This window comes from Rhodobacteraceae bacterium M382, from assembly GCA_025141015.1.
Lineage (GTDB): Bacteria > Pseudomonadota > Alphaproteobacteria > Rhodobacterales > Rhodobacteraceae > Aliisedimentitalea > Aliisedimentitalea scapharcae.
Map to the genome: position 1 here is coordinate 3,154,127 of CP081098.1, position 21,109 is coordinate 3,175,235.

Annotated in this window: 16 protein-coding genes; 10 read left to right on the forward strand and 6 right to left on the reverse strand. The window is 61.4% G+C overall.

The window, feature by feature from the left end; translation table 11 throughout:
- Positions 1-36: 36 nt before the first annotated feature.
- Positions 37-2,178: a malate synthase G gene (locus tag K3727_14680; protein ID UWQ90037.1), complete on the reverse strand. Its 2,142-nt coding sequence runs from the start codon at positions 2,176-2,178 to the stop codon at positions 37-39.
- A 251-nt stretch (positions 2,179-2,429) separates the two neighbouring features.
- Here K3727_14680 and pepN point away from each other — a divergent pair, with 251 nt between their 5' ends.
- From pepN to gatB, 4 genes are all read left to right on the forward strand, one after another.
- Positions 2,430-4,982, forward strand: coding sequence for an aminopeptidase N (pepN, locus tag K3727_14685; protein UWQ90038.1), 2,553 nt, complete (start codon positions 2,430-2,432; stop codon positions 4,980-4,982).
- Between the two features lie 38 nt (positions 4,983-5,020).
- Positions 5,021-5,452, forward strand: a complete 432-nt coding sequence (locus tag K3727_14690) for a hypothetical protein (protein ID UWQ90039.1) — start codon at positions 5,021-5,023, stop codon at positions 5,450-5,452.
- Positions 5,453-5,663: 211 nt separating this feature from the next.
- Positions 5,664-6,962: a hypothetical protein gene (locus K3727_14695; GenBank protein ID UWQ90040.1), complete on the forward strand. Its 1,299-nt coding sequence runs from the start codon at positions 5,664-5,666 to the stop codon at positions 6,960-6,962.
- A gap of 246 nt (positions 6,963-7,208) precedes the next feature.
- On the forward strand, positions 7,209-8,720 hold the full coding sequence (gene gatB, locus K3727_14700) for an Asp-tRNA(Asn)/Glu-tRNA(Gln) amidotransferase subunit GatB (GenBank protein UWQ90041.1): 1,512 nt from the start codon (positions 7,209-7,211) through the stop codon (positions 8,718-8,720).
- 124 nt (positions 8,721-8,844) lie between these two features.
- Here the strand turns inward: gatB and K3727_14705 are convergent, their stop codons facing one another.
- Positions 8,845-10,224 carry a hypothetical protein gene (locus tag K3727_14705; protein UWQ90042.1) on the reverse strand — a complete coding sequence of 460 codons (1,380 nt, stop codon included), beginning with the start codon at positions 10,222-10,224 and terminating at the stop codon, positions 8,845-8,847.
- Between the two features lie 119 nt (positions 10,225-10,343).
- On the opposite strand from K3727_14705, the gene K3727_14710 reads away from it, so the two are divergent.
- Complete coding sequence (locus K3727_14710) at positions 10,344-10,913, forward strand: DUF4177 domain-containing protein (GenBank protein UWQ90043.1); 570 nt, start codon at positions 10,344-10,346, stop codon at positions 10,911-10,913.
- Here K3727_14710 and K3727_14715 read toward each other — a convergent pair.
- On the reverse strand, positions 10,910-11,164 hold the full coding sequence (locus tag K3727_14715; GenBank protein ID UWQ90044.1) for a BolA family transcriptional regulator: 255 nt from the start codon (positions 11,162-11,164) through the stop codon (positions 10,910-10,912). The two genes, K3727_14710 and K3727_14715, sit on opposite strands and share 4 nt — an antisense overlap.
- 105 nt (positions 11,165-11,269) lie before the next feature.
- Here K3727_14715 and K3727_14720 point away from each other — a divergent pair, with 105 nt between their 5' ends.
- The 3 genes from K3727_14720 (at position 11,270) to cobT (ending at position 15,316) form a co-directional block, all read left to right on the forward strand.
- Positions 11,270-11,893 (forward strand): J domain-containing protein, encoded by a 624-nt coding sequence (locus K3727_14720; GenBank protein UWQ90045.1) that lies wholly within the window; start codon positions 11,270-11,272, stop codon positions 11,891-11,893.
- Positions 11,894-12,257: 364 nt separating this feature from the next.
- Entirely contained in the window at positions 12,258-13,244 is a 987-nt protein-coding gene (gene cobS, locus K3727_14725; GenBank protein ID UWQ90046.1) for a cobaltochelatase subunit CobS, read from the forward strand.
- Between the two features lie 194 nt (positions 13,245-13,438).
- A complete protein-coding gene (gene cobT, locus K3727_14730; protein UWQ90047.1) occupies positions 13,439-15,316 on the forward strand; it encodes a cobaltochelatase subunit CobT in 1,878 nt (625 codons plus the stop codon).
- Between the two features lie 888 nt (positions 15,317-16,204).
- On the opposite strand, the gene K3727_14735 is transcribed toward cobT, so the two are convergent.
- Complete coding sequence (locus tag K3727_14735; protein ID UWQ90048.1) at positions 16,205-17,035, reverse strand: methyltransferase domain-containing protein; 831 nt, start codon at positions 17,033-17,035, stop codon at positions 16,205-16,207.
- A 149-nt stretch (positions 17,036-17,184) separates the two neighbouring features.
- Here K3727_14735 and K3727_14740 point away from each other — a divergent pair, with 149 nt between their 5' ends.
- Positions 17,185-18,987 carry an aminopeptidase P family protein gene (locus K3727_14740; protein ID UWQ90049.1) on the forward strand — a complete coding sequence of 601 codons (1,803 nt, stop codon included), beginning with the start codon at positions 17,185-17,187 and terminating at the stop codon, positions 18,985-18,987.
- 66 nt (positions 18,988-19,053) lie between these two features.
- Positions 19,054-19,398 carry a DUF427 domain-containing protein gene (locus K3727_14745; protein UWQ90050.1) on the forward strand — a complete coding sequence of 115 codons (345 nt, stop codon included), beginning with the start codon at positions 19,054-19,056 and terminating at the stop codon, positions 19,396-19,398.
- Between the two features lie 84 nt (positions 19,399-19,482).
- Here the strand turns inward: K3727_14745 and K3727_14750 are convergent, their stop codons facing one another.
- Complete coding sequence (locus K3727_14750; GenBank protein UWQ90051.1) at positions 19,483-20,007, reverse strand: DinB family protein; 525 nt, start codon at positions 20,005-20,007, stop codon at positions 19,483-19,485.
- Between the two features lie 583 nt (positions 20,008-20,590).
- Positions 20,591-21,109, reverse strand: a complete 519-nt coding sequence (locus tag K3727_14755) for a DUF2478 domain-containing protein (protein ID UWQ93393.1) — start codon at positions 21,107-21,109, stop codon at positions 20,591-20,593.

Below are 21,109 nucleotides of genomic sequence, written 5' to 3' on the forward strand. Positions count from 1 at the left end.
AGACAGCCCCCTCGTTCCCGAACCCACCAAAGGCGCTCAGCTTTCGGCCTTCAACTGCAACCGGCGCGCATGCAGGACCGGCTCGGTATAGCCCGAAGGCTGCACTCGCCCTTTGAACACCAAATCACAGGCCGCCTGAAAGGCGATCCCGTCATACTCGGGCGACATCGGCTGATAGCTCGGGTCATCACCGTTTTGCGCGTCCACAACCACGGCCATCTTGCGCAGCGCCGCCATCACGTCCTGCGCCGTCACCACCTCGTGGTGCAGCCAATTGGCGATATGCTGGGCGCTGATCCGACAGGTGGCGCGGTCTTCCATCAGGCCGACATTATTGAGGTCCGGCACTTTGGAGCACCCCACCCCCTGATCGACCCAGCGCACTACATAGCCCAGAATGCCCTGCGCGTTGTTTTCCACCTCGCGCAGGATCTGCCCAGCGGTCCATTTGCGGTAATTGGCCAGCGGAATTTCCAGCACCGAATCCACATAGGCGCGACGCCCACCTGCTTTCAGTTTGTCCTGCACCGCAAACACATCGACCTTGTGGTAATGAATGGCATGCAGGGTTGCTGCGGTCGGACTGGGCACCCAGGCACAATTGGCACCGGATTTTGGGTGTTCGATCTTTTGTTCCAGCATCGCCCCCATCAGGTCCGGCATCGCCCACATGCCCTTGCCGATCTGTGCTTTGCCCTGCAACCCGCATTCCAGCCCGATATCGACGTTCTGGTTTTCATAGGCGGTGATCCATCCCTTGCGCTTGATGAAATCCTTGCGCGAAAACGGCCCCGCCTCCATCGAGGTGTGAATTTCATCGCCGGTGCGATCCAGAAATCCGGTGTTGATGAACGCCACCCGGTTCTGTGCCGCACGGATACATTCCTTGAGATTGACCGAGGTGCGGCGCTCTTCGTCCATGATGCCGATTTTTACGGTGTTGCGCGCCAGGCCCAGAATTTCTTCGACCTTGGTAAAGATCCGATCCGTGAACGCGACCTCAACGGGGCCGTGCATCTTGGGCTTTACCACATAGACCGACCCGTGTTCGGAATTGCCCCCTGCACGTTGCAGATCATGCATCGCGATCATCACCGTGATCAGACCGTCCAACAGCCCTTCATAGGCCTCGTCACCGTTCTGATCCAACACCGCCGGATTGGTCATCAGGTGGCCCACATTGCGCACCCACAACAGCGCCCGCCCTTTCAGCGTCATCGCGGATCCATCCGGCGCGCAATACGCACGATCCGCGTTCAGGCGTCGGGTGATGCTGCGCCCGCCTTTTTCCAAGGTCGCCTCCAGATCGCCCTTCATCAGACCCAACCAGTTGGAATAGGCCTGCACCTTGTCCTCGGCATCCACACAGGCCACCGAATCCTCGCAGTCCATAATGGCTGACATGGCGCTTTCCATCACCACATCCGCCAGCCCGGCCTGATCGCGCGCGCCGATGGGATGGGCGCGGTCAAAGACCAGCTCCACATGCAGACCATTGTTGCGCAACAAAACGGCATCTGGTGCCTTGGGGTTGCCGCGATAGCCCACGAATTTACCGGAGCTGGCCAGCGGCTGATCGTCGATCAACAGCCCCCCGTCCTGCACATGGTACCGACGCACGTCCGCATGGCTGGTGCCGACAATCGGGAACGCTTCATCCAGAAACACCCGCGCCCGCGCCACAACGCGGGACCCATGGCCCCGGTCATAGCCGCCCACGGGCGGTTTGGAGCCCATGGCATCCGTGCCGTAAAGCCCGTCATACAGGCTGCCCCAGCGGGCGTTGGCAGCGTTCAGCGCATAGCGGGCATTGGTGATCGGCACCACCAGCTGTGGACCGGGCACCTGGGCAATTTCAGGATCAACATTTTCGGTGCCGATTTCAAAGTCTTCACCTTCGGGCAGCAGATAGCCGATCTGCTCCAGAAAGGTCTTGTAGGCCTCATGGTCATGGGGGTGGTTGCGATGGGTTTTGTGCCAGTCGTCAATCAGCCGCTGGATGTTTTCGCGCTGCGCCAGAAGATCCCGGTTTTCCGGCCCGAACCCGTTGACCAGTTCGCCCATCCCGGCCCAGAACTGATCCGCATCGACGCCGGTTCCCGGCAGCGCCCGGGTTTCGATGAACTCGGCCAGTTCGGACGCCACCTGCATCCCGTGAATGTTGCGCATGTTACCCATATCCTCGCCACTCCCAATGTCTGGCTGTCACACCGTCTGTCTGTCTTGCATACGACAGTTACAGGAATGATTTCCCGCCAGCAAACACGCCGGTCAGGAAAACTTACCAATTTAACCGAATACAGTTTTCTGGTTTTTTTGTAGACAACGGCATACAACGCCACCCTACCACGCACGCGCCCTGCAATGCCAGCTTGCAGCCACCCCTCCAGTTTCCTAACGTCGGGCCAATTCATCACACGAGGCCCCCCATGCGCGACGCTGCCCCCCAGACTATCTATCTCAAGGACTACACCGCCTTTGGTTATGTGGTGGACAGCGTCCATCTGACCTTTGATCTGGCCCCCAATGCCACCCGCGTGACCAGCCGCATTGCGTTCCGGCCCAACCCGGACTCATCTGACAGGGCTTTCTTTTTGCATGGCGAACAGCTGACCCTGATGTCGGCGAGCATCGACGGCACGACGGTCGCGCCTGATGTCACGGACGAAGGTCTGACCTGTGATGTACCGGATGCGCCATTTATCTGGGAGGCGATTGTCGAAATCGACCCGGCAAACAACACTGCACTCGAAGGGCTGTATATGTCGAACGGCATGTATTGCACCCAATGCGAGGCCGAAGGGTTTCGCAAGATCACCTATTATCCCGACCGCCCCGATGTGATGTCGACCTTTACCGTGCGCATCAACGGACCGGAAAAGGTGATGCTGTCGAACGGCAACCCCACAGGGTCCGGGGATGGATGGGCCGAATGGCATGATCCCTGGCCCAAACCCGCCTATCTGTTTGCGCTGGTTGCAGGCGATCTGGTCAACCACCCTGACCGGTTCACCACCCAATCCGGCAAGGATGTGGAGCTGAACATCTGGGTGCGTCCGGGGGACGAAGGCAAATGCGCCTTTGGCATGGAGGCGCTCAAGAAATCCATGACCTGGGATGAACAGGTCTATGGCCGCGAATATGACCTCGACATCTTCAACATCGTCGCGGTGGATGATTTCAATATGGGCGCGATGGAGAATAAGGGGCTGAACGTCTTCAACTCTTCCTGCGTGCTGGCCAGCCCAGAAACCTCGACCGATATGAATTTCGAACGGATCGAAGCGATCATCGCGCATGAATATTTCCACAATTGGACCGGCAACCGCATCACCTGCCGCGACTGGTTCCAGCTGTGCCTGAAAGAAGGGCTGACCGTGTTCCGCGATGCCCAGTTCACCGCCGACATGCGCAGCGCGCCTGTCAAACGCATTGCCGATGTGATCGACCTGCGCGGACGCCAGTTTTCCGAAGACAACGGGCCGCTGGCCCATCCGGTGCGGCCCGACAGCTTTCAGGAGATCAACAATTTCTACACTGCCACCGTCTATGAAAAGGGCGCCGAGCTGATCGGGATGCTCAAGCGGCTGGTCGGTGATGACGCCTATGCGGCTGCGTTGGATCTGTATTTCGACCGACACGATGGACAGGCCTGCACAATTGAAGATTGGCTGGCGGTGTTTCAGGACACGACAGGGCGCGATCTGAGCCAGTTCAAACTGTGGTACGAACAGGCCGGCACCCCGCGTCTGTCGGTCAGCGACGCCTATCAGGACGGCACCTATACGCTGACCTTCGAACAATCGACGCCCCCCACCCCAGGACAGCCGGACAAGGCCGCCCGCGTCATTCCGATTTCCGTCGGACTGCTGGGCCCCAATGGGGACGAGGTGCACGCCACGCAGATTCTGGAAATGACCCAATCCCGCCAGAGTTTTTCGTTTGAAGGACTGTCCGCCCGACCGGTGCCGTCGATCCTGCGTGATTTTTCTGCCCCCGTGATTCTGGACCGGGACACCAGCAACGGGGAACGGGCGTTCCTGTTGGCCCATGACACCGACCCGTTCAACCGTTGGGACGCAGGCAACGCATTGGCCAAGGATGCGCGTCTGTCGATGATCACCGACGGCGCTGCGCCAAATGCGGATTACCTGGACGCTTTGCAGAAATTGGTGCGCGATGACTCCCAGGATCCTGCATTCCGTGCATTGGTGCTGCACCCGCCGAGCCAATCGGACCTGGCGCAATCGCTGTTTGATCGCGGGATCACCCCGGATCCGCAGGCAATCTACGATGCCGCCGAAACCTTTGCCCAGACGTTGGCCCAAACCCTGTCCGACAGCCTGCCGCGGCTATATGCCGACACCACGGTCCCCGGCGCTTATGTGCCAGACGCCGCCGGGTCCGGCAAACGGGCATTGAACTTTCGCCTGTTGTCCCTGTTGTCCCGTCTGGACGGCGGCGAACAGGCGGCACGCCAGTATGAATCTGCCAACAACATGACCCAGCAGAGCGCAGCGCTCACCTGTCTGTTGTCGATCGACAAAGGCACAGAACAAACACAGGCCTTTTTCGACCAATGGCAGGGCGACCGGTTGGTCATGGACAAATGGTTCGGTTTGCAGATCGCCTGTGCCGCACCGGACACCGCCGCCACTGTCGCCCTGGCTCTGACGCGGCACGCGTTGTTTGACAGGAAGAACCCCAACCGGTTCCGCGCAGTGATGGGCGCATTGGCCATGAACCACGCCGGGTTCCATCACGCATCGGGGACCGCCTATGTTCTGCTTGCCGATCACCTGATCGCGTTGGACGCCGTCAATCCCCAGACCACGGCCCGCATGTGTTCTGCCTTCCAAACCTGGAAACGGTATGACGCGGACCGGCAAACCCTGATCCGGGCTCAGCTGGAGCGGATTGCCGCCGTGGACACGCTCAGCCGGGATACAACTGAAATGGTCACGCGGATTCTGGACGCGTGAGCCGTGCCAGCACCCCCAGCATGGATGAGAAACCGCCAATGCCCACAGACCTGATACACAGGCGCGACACCCGCACCCCCAAGGCGCTGATTGGCGTGGCGGCATATTATCTGATCCTGTTGGGCCTATGGGTGGGCGTGGACGCCGCCTGGTGGATCATCCTGGGGCTGGCCCTGCCCGGTCTGCCGGCCGTGGCCGACCTGTGGCGCAATCCACAGGCCGGGCTGACCCTGACGGACACAAATGTCAGCTGGTTCAGTGGTCCGCATCACGATCAAATCGACCTGGCGGAAATCGACATCGCCCGATTTGACACCCGTTGGGATTTCTCGATCCGGGTCACGCTGAAGCTGAACACGGGCAAATCGCTGCGGATCCCTTTTGAATCCCTGCCACCGCACCGCCAGTTTGAACAGCAGTTGCAAGACCGCGGGATCGACGTGAAACGTCGCCACTTTGTCTTTCTGTGATCCGCGCTTGGGTGCCCCGCGTCTAATCCGCCATTGAACCATTGAACACGCCCCGGAAACAGGGCGTGACCACTGTTTCCGCACCGAACCATGATGACACGCAATTTCCCGGTGAAGGATCCCGAAACACCGCATCTGCGCCTTTTTTGCGCCCAATTGAGCTGTCAATTTTCAGGAATTGAACGAATTTTTGCCAATTGATGGAACCGAGATGCTGAACCGACCTAACACTGCCCTGGATGCCCTGAAACCTCTGCTCGCCGCACTGGGCAAAAGGTTTGGCGTCCCGGCCTTGTCGGCCCCGGCCCCCCAACTTTTGTTGCCTGCCCCCGCCGCGCTGAACGAACCGACGCGCGCCGAACAGTTCCTGGACATACCGATCCCGGATCACAGCAACGACGACGCGGCCTGTCAGACCGCCCAATCCCGCGGCCAGTTCCTGGCCCGTCAGGATCGCTGGGACGAACTTTCGGCTGAAATCCGCAGCGCAGACGAAGCCCGCGACACAACGCCCGGCGGAATGCCCATTGCCGACTTGCTGGCCTATGGAGCCCGATCCGATGTGATTCACGCCGTGGAACACGGGCTTCAGGACAATCTGCCGGTGACCCACAGCACGCTCACCGATGGCATCTCTGGCCTGGAAGAGGTGCGCGCCGAATACCCCCAAGACCCCTATATTGCCATGATTGTGGCCCATATGCATGTCGACATTGCCTGGGCCTGGCGGGGCACCAATTGGGACCCGGTCGTACCCAAGCTGAACCGGGCCCGGTTTGCGGCGCATTTCGACCGCGCTTCGGACATCATGCAGCCCTACTGCTTTCTTGAATTGAACAGTCCCAGCCTGGCTGCCTGCTGTTGTGCGCTGCTGGCAGGCAAACAGATCCCGGGGCGTCGCATTGCCGACACCTACGAAGATCTGATTGATCTGGACCCTCACAATCACCGGCACATGCGCGCATTGGGCAATCACATGCTGCCCCGCTGGTTCGGGTCGTACACCGATCTCGAGCTCGAGGCGCGCCGGACCGCCGCCCGGACCCAGGACATCTGGGGCGCGGGCGGATATACATGGGTCTGTTTCGATGCCATCGCAATTGATGATCAGGCCTGTGCCAACGTAGATGTGCCCTTCTTTCTGGACGGATTGCACGACATTGTTGCAGCCCGCCCCAATCAGGAGATGATCAACCTTTTGGCGGCCTATTGCGCGGTTGCCATGCGCAACGGGTTGGGATTAAATCAGGATGCCGACCTGCCGAGGATGCAGATTTCTGATGCCGCCAGTTGGCTGATCCGCGACCATCTGACCGAAGTCCACCCTTTGATCTGGGCGCACGCTGCGGATGGGTTTGACAACAATTCGCGGGTGACTTCTTCGCGTCGATTTGCGGCACGGGGGCGCGCTGATGCGCTTCAGGTGATTGCAGATATGTTCCAGGATGAAATCAGCCAGGGACTGCGGGTGACCTTTACCCCCAATGGGCCAAAGCTGGCCCCGGGCTAAGGGCAGGGTCAGCTTTTACCCTGCAATTTCGCAATTCTAATCGCGCCAAAAATCACAATGCACAACTAAATCTGCAAGGTGCAGCTCTGCTGTGCCTTGCCGCGCCCAACGGGAGAGCCCATCCCGCAGGGGGTGGTGCCGACGGGCGGGAGCCTTCGTGGTCGCTTTCGCGCCCATTCCCCCTTGCTCCCCGGCCTTTGCAGCCCTAGAACGCTGGCAAACCGGTATCTATGGAGCGGACAGACCATGCTCGACCTGACTTATGAACTCCCCAAGCCCAAAGTGATCGCGGGCGCCAAGCATGACTGGGAATTGGTCATTGGCATGGAAGTGCATGCCCAGGTCAGCTCCAACGCCAAACTGTTTTCCGGTGCCTCGACCAAATTCGGGGCCGAGCCGAATTCGAACGTGGCCTTTGTGGACGCGGCCATGCCCGGCATGTTGCCCGTGATCAACGAATACTGCGTCGAACAGGCGGTACGCACCGGTCTGGGGCTCAAGGCCGACATCAACCTGAAATCCGCCTTTGACCGCAAGAACTATTTCTACCCCGATCTGCCACAGGGCTATCAGATCTCGCAGCTGTATCACCCCATCGTGGGCGAAGGCGAAGTGCTGGTGGAGCTGGGCAATGGTCAGGCCCGCATGGTGCGTATCGAACGTATTCACATGGAACAGGACGCAGGCAAATCGATCCATGACATGGACCCGAACATGTCATTTGTCGATCTGAACCGGACTGGCGTCTGTCTGATGGAGATCGTGTCGCGCCCCGACATCCGCAGCCCCGAAGAGGCCGCCGCCTATATCGTCAAGCTGCGCCAGATCATGCAGTATCTGGGCACCTGTGATGGCAACATGCAGAACGGCAACTTGCGCGCGGATGTGAACGTGTCGATCTGTCTGCCGGGGCAGTACGAGAAATACCAGGAAACCCAGGATTTTGATCATCTGGGCACCCGCTGCGAGATCAAGAACATGAACTCGATGCGGTTCATCCAGCAGGCCATCGAAGTCGAAGCGCGCCGTCAGATCGCCATCGTCGAAGGCGGCGGCAAGGTCGATCAGGAAACCCGGCTTTATGATCCGGACAAGGGCGAAACCCGGTCGATGCGCTCCAAGGAAGAGGCGCATGATTACCGCTATTTCCCCGATCCTGATCTGCTGCCGCTCGAGATTGAACAGGCGTGGGTCGATGACATCGCGGCCAAATTGCCCGAGCTGCCAGATGACAAAAAAGCGCGCTTTATCAGTGACTTCGGTCTGTCCGATTATGACGCTTCGGTGTTGACCGCCGAAGTGGAATCGGCGGCCTATTTCGAGGCGGTGGCGCAGGGGCGCAATGGCAAGCTGTCGGCCAACTGGGTGATCAACGAATTGTTTGGCCGCCTGAAGAAAGAAGACCACGACATCGCCGACAGCCCGGTTTCCCCGGCGCAGCTGGGCGGGATCGTGGATCTGATTTCATCGGATGCCATTTCCGGCAAGATCGCCAAGGACCTGTTTGAAATCGTCTATACCGAAGGCGGCGATCCTGCTGAAATCGTTGAGAAACGCGGCATGAAACAGGTGACCGACACCGGCGCGATCGAGGCCGCATTGGACGAGATCATCGCCGCGAATCCGGCGCAGGTCGAAAAGGCCAAGGTGAATCCCAAGCTGGCCGGATGGTTCGTCGGTCAGGTGATGAAAGCCACCGGCGGCAAGGCCAACCCCAAGGCCGTGAACCAATTGGTCGCGCAGAAATTGGGCGAATAATCCGGGCCCAAATCTGGATCTGAAAAGGGCGCCCCGGTGGCGTCCTTTTTACGTCAAAACCCTAAAAAACCCCCGGCACTATGCGTGCACCGGACGTGCACCATGCGTGCACCGGGTGATGCCCTTAACTTTCGTCACTCTCTGCCGAACTTCCCGCGACAGCCTTCATTGCCGCTACCGCCTTTGCTCCCTGCTCAAGGTGCTTCGAACCAAAGAACATTGCGCCAACACCGGCACCAACAAAGGCGGTGGCACCGAATGCACAAAAAACCGCGGTTGTCGCGCCGACTAGGCACAACCGACATGTCACGTCCGCTAATTCACCTTCTTTTCCATCGGGCCAGGTCCTCATCTCCTGAAACAGTTTTGCTAGTGAAAACTTGGCTTTCTCCGCATCCTCCTCACTAGGCTCGACCGGCAACGCCTCGGCTTGTGCTTTCAATGTCGCCACAGCGTCCATCATGGCCCGCAACCTCTGGCTCAACGCCAAAAGTTCCTCCCGAATTTCCTCCGAGAGCGAGTTGTTCCCTCGCAAGTCCTGGAGGCGTTCAAACTCAAGCAACAAGTGCCCGGAAATCGCTTCCAGAGTCGGAGGGAGAACCAATCTGTTGGTCCGTAAAGAAGATCGAATTTCCGGGATTGTCACCTTGTCAAGCGCAGTTGGTGTATTGGATCCGTCGTCAGAATTGTTCGTCAAGCGTTTGGAACCGCTGAACCGATTTTCAATCTCAGCAATCAGCGCGGCGATATGTTCCGCGCCTTTGTCCCAATCATCAGGCCGGATAAGGGCGATGTCGTGCAGCATCTTCCAATGGCTGTCCCAATCGCCAGTCAAGGGACGCCCATCCAACGCGGCCTGGTACCAGCGGATCCAGAAGTCATGGCCGGGGTTTTGGGTGAGCCATTTTTGGGATCGCTCCCAGAGGTCTATCAATTCGGGTGGAGGGTTCTCAGGCCATAGCGCACGTCTCTGCAAAACGCTCCCCAAGCTGATCTCTGCGGCATCACTTTGTAGAACCGCCCAAATTGCCGCGGGGTCGGCGGTGGCGGAGCCAAGGCCATCAGCAGCGGCGGCGGCGGAGCGGGCGGCGGAAGCGGCGATGAAAGTGGCGGAGGCGGCAGAGCGGGCGAAGATGGCGGAGGCGGCGAAAGTGGCGGAAATGGCGGATTCGGCGGAGGCGGCGGCGGAGGCGGATGTGGTGGAGGCGGCGGTGGCTGCGGAGGCGGAATCGGAGGCGAAGGTGGAGAAGGTGGCCCTGCTCATCTCTGGGGTTGACGCAATGCCCGCAACCCCAGAGATAAAATTACAGCGGAAAATTGGTAAAGCTGTCAAATCACCTTTGCGGGCCTGATCGCTAGTCAAGCCAGCCCACCACATGGGTAAAACCCGCATCGCAAGGCGGCTGGCAAGAATTACAGCCTCTTGCTGGCGGGTTGCCTCGGGGCGCTGGTTCAGCCAGGCTTCAAAACTTTTTCGATCTGTAATTTCATGTGCTTGAATCATATCCGCAGCCTGTCACGCCTCCAAGCCCGGAACAAGCCGAGATCCCCCCGGTCAACAAGCCGGTGCTTGACCCCCGGTGCCTATGCGCTAAGACGATACCCCGGAACATGGAGAGCCCGATGCAGCAGTTTGAGTACAAGGTTGTGCCCGCCCCGGTCAAAGGCACCAAGGCCAAGGGGGTCAAGGGGCCCGAGGGGCGGTTTGCCAATTCGATCGAGGCTCTGCTGAACGAAATGGCGGTGCAGGGGTGGGAATTTCAGCGCGCCGAGTTGCTCCCGTCAGAGGAGCGTGCCGGGTTGACCGGATCCGCCACCAACTGGCGCAATGTTTTGGTGTTTCGCCGCCCCGTTGATCAGGGGGTGCCGGTGATTGTCGCAACCGCGGCCGAAACCGAAGCCACCAAAGCGGCGGACACCCCCACAGAGGTGCCCGCGGCCACAACTCAGCCAGTTGCGCCCGTGGTTGCGCCGCCCGTGGGTGCCGCCAACGACGATGACGTGAGCGGCTCGAATGCGCCTGCGGTCACGATCGAGGTCGATGACGGCGAAGGCGTGATCCCGCATTCGGTGCCCGGCCCCGGCGCTGTGGCGATGTTGAAGGACGATGGTGTCGAAGAGGTCAGCCCGGTTGCCGGCATGACGACGGCCCTGAAAGTCCGGGCCGCCCAAAAGAAAACCGAAGACGATTAAGCCCCGATATCCAACGCCAGGGCGTGAATGCGCCCGACAATTTCGCCCAGGGCCTTGTGCACCATGCGATGTTGTTGCACGCGGGATTTCCCGGCAAATCCGGCGGCGCGGATCCGAACGTTGAAATGGCTTTCGCCGCCGTCCTGATACCCCGCGTGACCGCGATGGGCGTCGCTGTCGTCGTGCACGTGCAGTTCGGTTGGGTCAAAGGCGTCTTGTAGGCAGTGGCGGATTTCAGCTGTCACGGACATTTGCGCATCTCCTTGCAAATATTTCTCTCGTCCCCTCTTCTATCTGGCGGTGCATAGATTACAATCTGCCCTCCGAGTCGAATAACGCGTCCAAAAGGTGCCCCTATGACCAAATCCGATCCCTTTGGTTTTGATATGTCGGTCCGAACCGCCAAGAAGAAGAACCCGCGCGGGCGGCGTGGGATGTCCGGTGCGTCCGAGACATCCGTGCGGGTGTGTGAACACGAAGGCTGTGAAGAGGCCGGGAAATTCCGCGCGCCCAAGGCACCCGATGTGCTGGATGAGTTTTTCTGGTTCTGTCAGGATCATGTGCGTGAGTATAACGCCAAGTGGAGCTTCTTTGACGGCACCACCGAAGCCGAGCTGAACGCGCAGCAGTCCAAGGACAAGGTCTGGGAACGCCAGACCCGCCCCATGGGCGATCCCGAGGCCCGCGCCTGGGCGCGGTTGGGCATCGAAGACCCGCATCAGGTGCTGGGCAACAACGCCACCCAGAACCCCGGAAAAGGCGCGGCCAGCGGCCGCCGTCTGCCCCCCACCGAACGCCGCGCCATCGAGATCCTGGAAGCCAAGGACAATTGGACCAAGGCCGAGATCCGCAAAGCCTATAAGAAGCTGATCAAGGTGTTGCACCCCGATATCAACGGCGGTGACCGCAGCCAGGAAGAACAGCTGCAAGAGGTGGTCTGGGCCTGGGATCAGATCAAGGACAGCCGCAGCTTCAAGTAAACGCAGCGCGGAAGTGCCCGCGACCGGCGCTGGCCCGGTCGTGACGGGGGCGGTCGTGACGGGGGCGGTCGGCCGTGCCCGTGTGCAGTCCGGGCGCGGTCAGTACGTAACCAGGGCGCGCAACACCGTGCCACCGTAGCGCCACCGTCGTGCAATCGTCGTGCCGGACCCTGCATTGCGCCGGAATTTTGCGCCTATTGTATCAATACAAATCCCTAAAAACACGGCGCGTAACGCCAGTTTGACCCAGATCACCACGTCATGTGGTCAAACCCTTCCCTGCCCTCTTGCCCTTGGCCTAAAACTGGTGCACCACATGCGGGTTTAGACCCCTTGTGATGGGCAGAGAATAAGGATTTTAGGCATGGCTGATGGTATGCTCGACATCGACGCGAAACCAACCGACGCAGTTTCGGTGCGCGATGTATTCGGAATTGACACGGACATGACCGTAAAGGGCTTTGCTGAGGCCAGCGAACGTGTGCCTGCAAGCGATCCGACGTACAAGTTCGATCCCGACACCACAATGGCGATCCTGGCCGGGTTCAGCCACAACCGTCGTGTCATGGTTCAGGGCTATCACGGCACAGGTAAATCGACCCACATCGAACAGGTTGCCGCGCGCCTGAACTGGCCCGCCGTCCGGGTGAACCTGGACAGCCACATCAGCCGGATCGACCTGATCGGCAAGGACGCAATCAAGCTGCGCGATGGCAAGCAGGTCACAGAATTCCACGAAGGCATTCTGCCCTGGGCGTTGCGCAACCCGGTTGCGATCGTGTTTGACGAATATGACGCCGGCCGCGCCGATGTGATGTTCGTGATCCAGCGGGTTCTGGAACATGACGGCAAGCTGACGCTGATGGATCAGAACGAAATCATCACGCCGAACCCGCATTTCCGTCTGTTCGCCACTGCCAACACCGTTGGTCTGGGCGACACCACGGGCCTGTATCACGGTACCCAGCAGATCAACCAGGCCCAGATGGACCGGTGGTCGTTGGTGGCGACGTTGAATTATTTGTCCCACGATGCGGAAACCGCCATCGTTCTGTCCAAGGCGCCGCATTACAACACGGCTGAGGGGCGCAAGCACATCAGCCAGATGGTGACCGTTGCCGATCTGACCCGGACCGCGTTCATGAACGGCGATCTGTCCACCGTGATGAGCCCGCGGACCGTGATCAACTGGGCCCAGAACGCTGAAATCTTCCGCGATGTCGGCTATGCCTTCCGCCTGAGCTTCCTGAACAAATGTGACGAGCTGGAGCGCCAGACCGTGGCCGAGTTCTATCAGCGTTGTTTTGACGAAGAGCTGCCCGAAAGCGCAGCCAGCGTTTCGCTGGGTTAACTGCGACGTGCCGCCCGGCCGCAAGGCCGGGCAGTGCCCATCCCGCCCTCCGTCAAGCAGGAGGCGTGCTTGCAGCACAGGGGCGGGCACTTCGTTTCCCGCCCGCGGCCGGGCCCCGCCCTCTGGTTTGATCAAAGAAGGCTGGACAAAAGCCGCGCATGGCGGAATGCTTCGACCGAGGACACCTTGCGACCATGAAAAAGCCCAACGACAACCCCGCCGATCCGTTCAAGAAGGCGCTGGCCGAAGCCACCAAGGTGATGGCTGACAATCCCGAGCTGAACGTCTCTTATACGGTCGATCCATCCGGTGTGACCGGGGATTCCGTGCGTCTGCCGCAGGTCAGCCGCCGGATGAGCCGCGAGGAAGTTCTGCTGGCCCGGGGCACGGCCGATGCGCTGGCGTTGAAGTTGAAATACCATGACGACGGGGTGCACAATCGGTATGCCCCGCCCGGAGACATGGCGCGGGATCTGTATGAGGCGTTGGAAAATGCGCGCTGCGAGGCGATGGGCGCGCGCGACATGCCCGGCACCGCATCCAACATTGACGTCAAGATCCAGAACGAAGCCATCCGGCGTGGCTATGATCAGTGCAAACAGCCCGCCGATGCGCCTTTGTCGGTGGCTGCCGGGTATCTGGTGCGCCATCTGGCCACCGGTCGTCCGATGCCCGAAGCCGCCGCCAATGTGATGGAGCTGTGGCGTCCGTTCATCGAGAGCCAGGCGGGCGATACGTTGGACAATCTGGACGACAAGCTGGCCGATCAGGCCGAGTTTGCCAAATTCGCGCGTCAGGTGATCACCGATCTGGGCTATGGCGATCAGCTGGGTGATGATCCGGATGACATGGATGATCAGCAGGATGATCAGGCCGAAGACGATGCCGAAGAACAGCCCGATCCCGACAGCACCGGCGAGGATGATTCCGATCAGGAACAGGCCGATGCGGATGCCGAACAGGCCCAGGAGCAGCAGCAGGATCAGCAGCAGGCCCAGGTGTCGATGGACGAGATGGCCGAAGACGACATGGGCGAAGAGACCGAGATGCCCGAGGGCGAGGCCCCTCAGGAGCCCCCGGCCCCGCCCCCCGCGTCCGAGGCCGACCCGGATTATCAGGTGTATATGGACACCAATGACGAAGAAATCGCCGCCGAGGAACTGGCCGAGGCGGCCGAGTTGGAACGCCTGCGCGCCTATCTGGATCAGCAGCTGGAGCCGCTGAAGGGGGCTGTATCACGTCTGGCCAACAAATTGCAGCGCCGCCTGCAGGCCCAGCAGAACCGCAGCTGGGAGTTTGACCGCGAAGAGGGCATTCTGGATGCCGGTCGTCTGGCGCGTGTGGTGGCCAACCCGACCACGCCGTTGTCGTTCAAGGTCGAGAAAGACACCGAATTCCGCGACACCGTGGTGACGCTGCTGCTGGACAACTCGGGGTCGATGCGGGGGCGCCCGATTTCCATCGCGGCGATTTGTGCCGATGTTCTGGCCCGCACGCTGGAACGGTGCAACGTCAAGGTCGAGATCCTGGGCTTTACCACCCGTGCCTGGAAGGGCGGACAGGCGCGCGAGGCCTGGTTGGCCGAGGGGCGCCCGCAACAGCCCGGACGTCTGAACGACCTGCGCCACATCATCTATAAACGGGCCGACGCCCCGATGCGGCGGACCCGGGCCAATCTGGGCCTGATGATGAAGGAAGGGTTGCTGAAGGAAAACATCGACGGCGAGGCGCTGGAATGGGCGCACCGGCGCATGACTGCGCGGCAAGAAGCGCGCAAGATCCTGATGGTGATTTCCGATGGGGCTCCGGTGGATGACAGCACCCTGTCCGTGAACCCGGCCAACTACCTGGAAAAACACCTGCGCGACGTGATCGCGATGGTCGAGCGACGCAAGCAGGTCGAGCTGCTGGCAATCGGCATCGGCCACGACGTCACCCGCTACTATGACCGGGCCGTCACAATCACCGATGTGGAACAGTTGGCCGGTGCCATGACCGAACAGCTGGCCGCGCTGTTTGACAGCGACCCACGCGCCCGTGCGCGGGTGATGGGCATCCGCAGGGTCAGCTAGGTCGCGGCCCCCGCATCCGTGGGCTCCCGCCCGGTTTGACCGCATCAAAGATGCGACCAAACCCGTTGGGCCTGGCACAGCAAAGCTGTGCCGGCGGCGGCGGGCTGGTCGCTGTTGGGTTCGCAGGCAGCACAGAACACACAAACCTGGACACCAGACGCGCCTGCGCCGCGCCGCAGGCGCGGCGCCCGGCCCAACGGGACGCGGTGCTTTTCAAAGCATCGCAGACGGGCGGGAGCCCTCCGTCGTGGCATTGGGTGCCTCCGATCCGGCAGACAGCCCAACCATGACGGGCAGCTCCTGGCGCATCATCTTGCCGCGTCTCACCCCGGCAGTCCCATCCTCATGGTCATCGGCATGGTCATCGGTATGGTCATCGGCATGGTCATGGGGAAGGTCATGGCAAAGGTCATCGCCCTCCCCAGTGCCTTGGAACCACGCAGACAAACCGGGAAAGAGCCGGCAGGCTCACCGCCAGGACGCAACACCGCTGTGACGCAACACCGCTGTGACGCAACACCGCTGTGACGCGCCATCCCGCCCATTTGCGCCGGTGGACCACATGCGGCGCGCGGCCGCGAAGCGCCCCCCTGTCGGCGGCTGGGCAACGCCCGCTGATCCCCGGCCGCTCGCCCGGAGTTCCGGTGTGATCACGGCGGCGGGGCCCCGCGCCTGCGCTGCTGTCCGCGCGTATTCGACGCCCCCATCACACAGTCCTTTTTGAACTGGCCTTATCGACCTGTCAGGCGCATTTCCCAAGGTGCCTCAAGGCCGCAACACCCAAACCCTGCACCGGCGAGGCCAACGCATTCCGGGACACCTGCGATCTGTCGGGTCCCATCCAATGTCAGAGCGGCGCACGGTTGGTGGGTCTTTTGGGCGCGGCCCTCAGGTCGCCTGAGCCGAGGTAATCACCGCGGGAATCGGCACGCTCCAGGGGCCGGTCGCACCATGTGCGGCCCGGACGGTTTCCGCCACCGACTGACGAATTTTGGTCAGTGACGCCTCGGGTTGCGAGGCCAGCAACGCCTTGCCCCGCACCGCCCCTTCGGCAAAGAAGGTGACCGGCGCATCGGGCTGGTCAATCGTCCAGGCGCTGTGCACGACCTGTTGGGCACACTCCGTGAAACCGGCACGCTCCAACGCCGGATAGGCGATGGCGGCATCGGCATAATCGTGCAATCCCGGTCCTGGTGGCAGCTGCACAGCCGGATCACCATGCGCGCCGATGGCCGCAAACACATACCCCAGCGCCGTTGGCACGGTGGGCGCATGCCACACCGAAAACGCCAACCGCCCGCCCGGACGCAGCACCCGATGCGCCTGGGCCAGAACCTGTGGCGCGTCCGGCACATGCAGAATGCCGAACCCGATGGTCACGACATCGAATTGGCCGTCCTCGAATGGCAATTGCATGGCGTCGCCTTCGACAAAGGTCACGCCCGGCACCCGTTCCCGGGCCAGGTCCAGCATGGCCGGGGAAAAATCGAGCCCCGTGACATCCGCCTTGGCCTGGTGCAGACCGGCCGCCACGATCCCCTGACCGCAACACAGATCCAGCGCCTGGCTGCCCGCCCCTGGCCCGACGGCGGCGACCATCGGCGCGACGCACATCTGGGAGGCCTGGGCAAACCCGTCAGCATAGCTGCGCGCCACCTCGGGATCGGACCATCCCTGTTTTTCAAAGGCCGCAAACGCGGTAAAGGTCGGTTTGGACATCTGGAACACTCCTCAGGTTGGCCCCATGCGCGTTCAGCGACCTGCTGTCTCTTGCAGCATGTCAGATCGCGATGCGAAAATCGCGTCTTGCGCCCGCCCCCGGTTCACGGTTCTCTGACACCGGATACAGATAGACACAGGACGCGCCCATGACCCTCCCGCCTCTCCAGAGCTTTGATGTGACTGCCCGCCCCGATCAGGGCCCACCGCGGTTGCAGGCCCTGCGTCGTGAAATTGCCCAGGAGGGGCTGAGCGGGTTTCTGGTCCCGCGGGCGGATGCGCACCAGGGGGAATATGTTGCCGCGCGTGACAACCGTCTGGCCTGGCTGACCGGCTTTACCGGGTCTGCCGGGTTCTGTGCGGTGCTTGCGGACGTGGCCGGTGTCTTTATCGACGGGCGGTATCGCACCCAGGTCAAAAGTCAGGTGGCGGATGTCTATACGCCGGTGCCCTGGCCCGAGGTCCAATTGGTCGACTGGCTAATCGAACAGCTGCCCAACGGGGGGAAGATCGGATTTGACCCCTGGCTGCACACCTCGGGGCAGATCCGTGGCCTGTACCGGGATCTGGAAGGCACCGGGATCGAAATCACGCAGATCGACAATCTGGTGGATCGCATCTGGGCAGATCAGCCGGCTGCGCCGATGCATCCGGTTGCCGCCCATCCGCTGGATTATGCCGGGGAAACCGCGGATTCCAAGATCGAGCGCCTGGCCCGGTCCTTGCAGGAGGCCGGACAGACGGCGGCCATCATCACCCTGCCCGATTCGATCATGTGGCTGCTCAATCTGCGGGGCGCGGATATCGCGCGCAATCCGGTGGCACATGGATTTGCCATTCTGCATGCGTCGGGCAGCGTGGACCTGTTCATGGAGCCCGACAAGCTGACCGGAGTGGTCTCTCATCTGGGGCCACAGGTGCGCTGTCGCCCGCCACAGGAGTTTGTCGCTGCGGTGCAGGCCTTGTCCGGGGCCGTGCGCATCGACGGGGCATCGGTGCCCTACCGGGTTGCCGAACTTCTGGCCGAGCACGCCGTGGCCGGTGGCGATCCCTGCGCGCTGCCCAAGGCCTGCAAGAACCCGGCCGAAATTGATGGCAGCGCCGCCGCCCATCTGCGCGACGGGGCCGCCGTGGTCGAGCTGTTGGCCTGGCTGGATGCCCAGCCCCCGAACAGTGTCCGCGAAATCCAGGTGGTGCAAAAGCTGGAAGCCCTGCGCCAACGCGATCCACGGCTGCGCGACATCAGTTTCGACACGATTGCAGGCACCGGGCCGAATGGCGCGATCATGCATTATCGGGTGACCACCGAAACCGATGCCCGATTGGCAGAGGGCGATCTGTTGGTGTTGGACAGCGGTGGCCAATATCTGGATGGCACCACCGACATCACCCGCACCATCGCCATCGGCACCCCCAGAGACGAAGAGCGCGCGGCCTTTACCCGGGTGTTGCAGGGGATGATCGCCATGTCCCGCCTGCGCTGGCCCAAAGGTCTGACCGGGCGCGACATCGAATGCGTCGGGCGCATGCCGCTGTGGCTGGCCGGTCAGGATTTCAACCATGGTCTGGGACACGGGGTCGGTGCCTATCTGAGCGTACACGAAGGGCCCCAGCGGCTGAGCCGGGTCAGCGATGTGCCGTTGGAGCCGGGGATGATTCTGTCAAATGAACCGGGCTATTACCGCGAAGGCGGCTTTGGCATCCGAATCGAGAATCTCCTGGTGGTGCAGGAGGCTCCGGCGCTGGACGGCGCGGACCCGGAGCGGTCCATGCTGAGCTGGCGCACATTGACCTATGTGCCGATCGACCGGCGCCTGATTGTTCGCGACATGATGAATGCGGACGAGCTGAGATGGTTGAATGCCTACCACGCGGAGGTGGCCAAAAAGATAGCGCCAACGCTGGGCAATGACGCCAAATTGTGGTTGGATGCCGCAACCGCCCCGTTCTGACACGGGGCTGTTACGTGCAAGGGCCATGCTGTGCCCGGCCAACTGACGAAAGGTAGGGAAAAAGACATGACCACGACCATCCATATTCGCAAGGCCCCCGGTGTTTGGAGCGTCCGTTCGGGCGGCGCTGTTCTGGGTGAAAGCAGCAATGCGCTGGAGCTGAGCGAAGGCGATCTGGCCCCGGTCATCTATTTCCCACGGGAAGACATCGCCATGGCGTTGCTGGATCGGACGGACAAGACCACCCATTGTCCGCACAAGGGCGACGCCGTCTATTTTTCGATCGTCAATATGTCGACCACCACCGAAAACGCGGTGTGGAGTTATGAGGATCCCAAGGCGGACGTGGCAGCGATCAAGGGGCATCTGGCCTTTGTCGTGAGCGAGTCCGTGAAGGTCGAACAGCTCTGAGACGCCGCGCATCGGGCGCAGGATCAGACGCAGGATCAGGCCCCGCCGTACGGCGGGGTTTTTTTATTTGGGTGCCTGGCGACATCAGCGGTTGGCACCTGGGAGCATGTGCTGTGGCATCGCGGGGATGTCCGTTGGGTCGGGGGCAGCCCCGGCAGCAGTGAGCATGGCATGGATCTGCCCGCGGTGGTGGGTTTGATGATTGAAGAGTTGCACGACGCAGATTGATTTGGGTTGTTCAATCCTGGCCGAGCCGTCAGGTAGATCCCATCTGACAATGCCGGTGAGATCCGTGTCGGTCATGCTGTCTGCCCAATGTTCGATCTCTGCATCACGATGTGCGCGCAAGTCTTTGAACGCGAACCAATCTGATGGGCTGGTCAGGGAATGCGTGAGCGTGTCCTGCGGGCGTTCATTCCCTTGGATGCGTTCAAGCATGAGCGCATCGGCCCAATAGAGGTGGTTCAGCGTTGCTGCTATGGACTTGAAGACTGCGCCGCGATCCAACCAGCGCTCTGCGTCGGTCAATCCGGTGGCTGCGGTCACGAGCGAGGCGTTTTGCCAGGTGTTGTAGCGGGCCAGAAGTCGGCAGTATTCGGTTGAAATCATTGGTCTGGGCCTTCCGAGGACACGATTGGAATTTTGGGAAGAGACGGCGCTTTGCTCGATCAGGCAGCACATTGCGCGCCACCCCGTACTGATGGATCAAAGCTCAGTCGGGTGCGGACACACTATAGGCAGTCCCGGGCTTGTCTAAGCTGTTTTTTTGGGTGCCTGTTGCGGTGCTGGCGTCCCAAGGAGCGGTATTGCTGCGCGCCGGCCAGTGGAAACGATCAGTGAAAGCGATCAGTGGAGGCGGTCAGTGGAGGCGGCCAGTGGAAGCGGCCAGTGAACGTGACCAATGGGGAGCAGAACCCCAGATCTCCCACCGCAGATCTCCCACCGCAGGTCTCCCGCCGCAGGTCTCCCACCGCAGGTCTCCCGCCGCTGGGAGGCGCATCTGCGATGCCCCTGCCCCCGTTGGGCGTGGCACCGTGCGGTGCACGGTGCCGGGTCTGGTGTCATTGGGTGGCCCGTCCCCCCGAGCGCGTGCTCTGTGGTGAGCGCAGAGCGGGGGCGCTGCCCCCACATTGCAATCCTGCGGATTGAAATGCTCCCCCGAGGTATTTGACCCAGAAAGAAGCAGCCGCCATCAGGCGGCCTGTGCCTGGGCGATGGCCGTGCGGGCCCACGCCAGCAGGGCGTCAGGTGTCGGGTCGATCTGCACGATGGCCCCGCCGCAAAACGCCTGCAATGCTTGTAGGTTGAGCTTGTTCGCGCCGACCAGCACCGGGGTGTTCCGCGCCGCGGCCCGGGCGATGGTTTCGCGAAACCCGCGGCCGTCGGATTCATGTTTTCCGAATTTGTTGACGATCAGGAGATCGACGCCGGTTTGCAGCCGCGCTTCGGTCAGGGCCACGGCCTGTTCCAGTGCCTCGGGGTCCAGACGGCAGCCGCGCGCCTGGGTCCCCAGGGATTGTGAAATCCGAATGACCGGGCCATCGGGCAGAACCTGGACATCCATGTCGCACCGGTGGGTGTCCGGGCGTTCCCTGTCGAACTGGGCCGTGCCGGCCAAGCGCACGCCCTGGGTCATGAGCCGGGCGGCCAGGTCAGCCAGTAGGAGATTTGTGGCCCCCTGGCCGTCTCCGAGCGTATAGGCGAGGTTCAC

What these genes read in the sequence shown, in the direction of transcription:
- K3727_14680 (UWQ90037.1), bottom strand. Translation starts at nt 2,178, where the DNA reads ATGGGTAACATGCGCAACATTCACGGGATGCAGGTGGCGTCCGAACTG.
- pepN (UWQ90038.1), top strand. Translation starts at nt 2,430, where the DNA reads ATGCGCGACGCTGCCCCCCAGACTATCTATCTCAAGGACTACACCGCC.
- K3727_14690 (UWQ90039.1), top strand. Translation starts at nt 5,021, where the DNA reads ATGCCCACAGACCTGATACACAGGCGCGACACCCGCACCCCCAAGGCG.
- K3727_14695 (UWQ90040.1), top strand. Translation starts at nt 5,664, where the DNA reads ATGCTGAACCGACCTAACACTGCCCTGGATGCCCTGAAACCTCTGCTC.
- gatB (UWQ90041.1), top strand. Translation starts at nt 7,209, where the DNA reads ATGCTCGACCTGACTTATGAACTCCCCAAGCCCAAAGTGATCGCGGGC.
- K3727_14705 (UWQ90042.1), bottom strand. Translation starts at nt 10,224, where the DNA reads ATGATTCAAGCACATGAAATTACAGATCGAAAAAGTTTTGAAGCCTGG.
- K3727_14710 (UWQ90043.1), top strand. Translation starts at nt 10,344, where the DNA reads ATGCAGCAGTTTGAGTACAAGGTTGTGCCCGCCCCGGTCAAAGGCACC.
- K3727_14715 (UWQ90044.1), bottom strand. Translation starts at nt 11,164, where the DNA reads ATGTCCGTGACAGCTGAAATCCGCCACTGCCTACAAGACGCCTTTGAC.
- K3727_14720 (UWQ90045.1), top strand. Translation starts at nt 11,270, where the DNA reads ATGACCAAATCCGATCCCTTTGGTTTTGATATGTCGGTCCGAACCGCC.
- cobS (UWQ90046.1), top strand. Translation starts at nt 12,258, where the DNA reads ATGGCTGATGGTATGCTCGACATCGACGCGAAACCAACCGACGCAGTT.
- cobT (UWQ90047.1), top strand. Translation starts at nt 13,439, where the DNA reads ATGAAAAAGCCCAACGACAACCCCGCCGATCCGTTCAAGAAGGCGCTG.
- K3727_14735 (UWQ90048.1), bottom strand. Translation starts at nt 17,035, where the DNA reads ATGTCCAAACCGACCTTTACCGCGTTTGCGGCCTTTGAAAAACAGGGA.
- K3727_14740 (UWQ90049.1), top strand. Translation starts at nt 17,185, where the DNA reads ATGACCCTCCCGCCTCTCCAGAGCTTTGATGTGACTGCCCGCCCCGAT.
- K3727_14745 (UWQ90050.1), top strand. Translation starts at nt 19,054, where the DNA reads ATGACCACGACCATCCATATTCGCAAGGCCCCCGGTGTTTGGAGCGTC.
- K3727_14750 (UWQ90051.1), bottom strand. Translation starts at nt 20,007, where the DNA reads ATGATTTCAACCGAATACTGCCGACTTCTGGCCCGCTACAACACCTGG.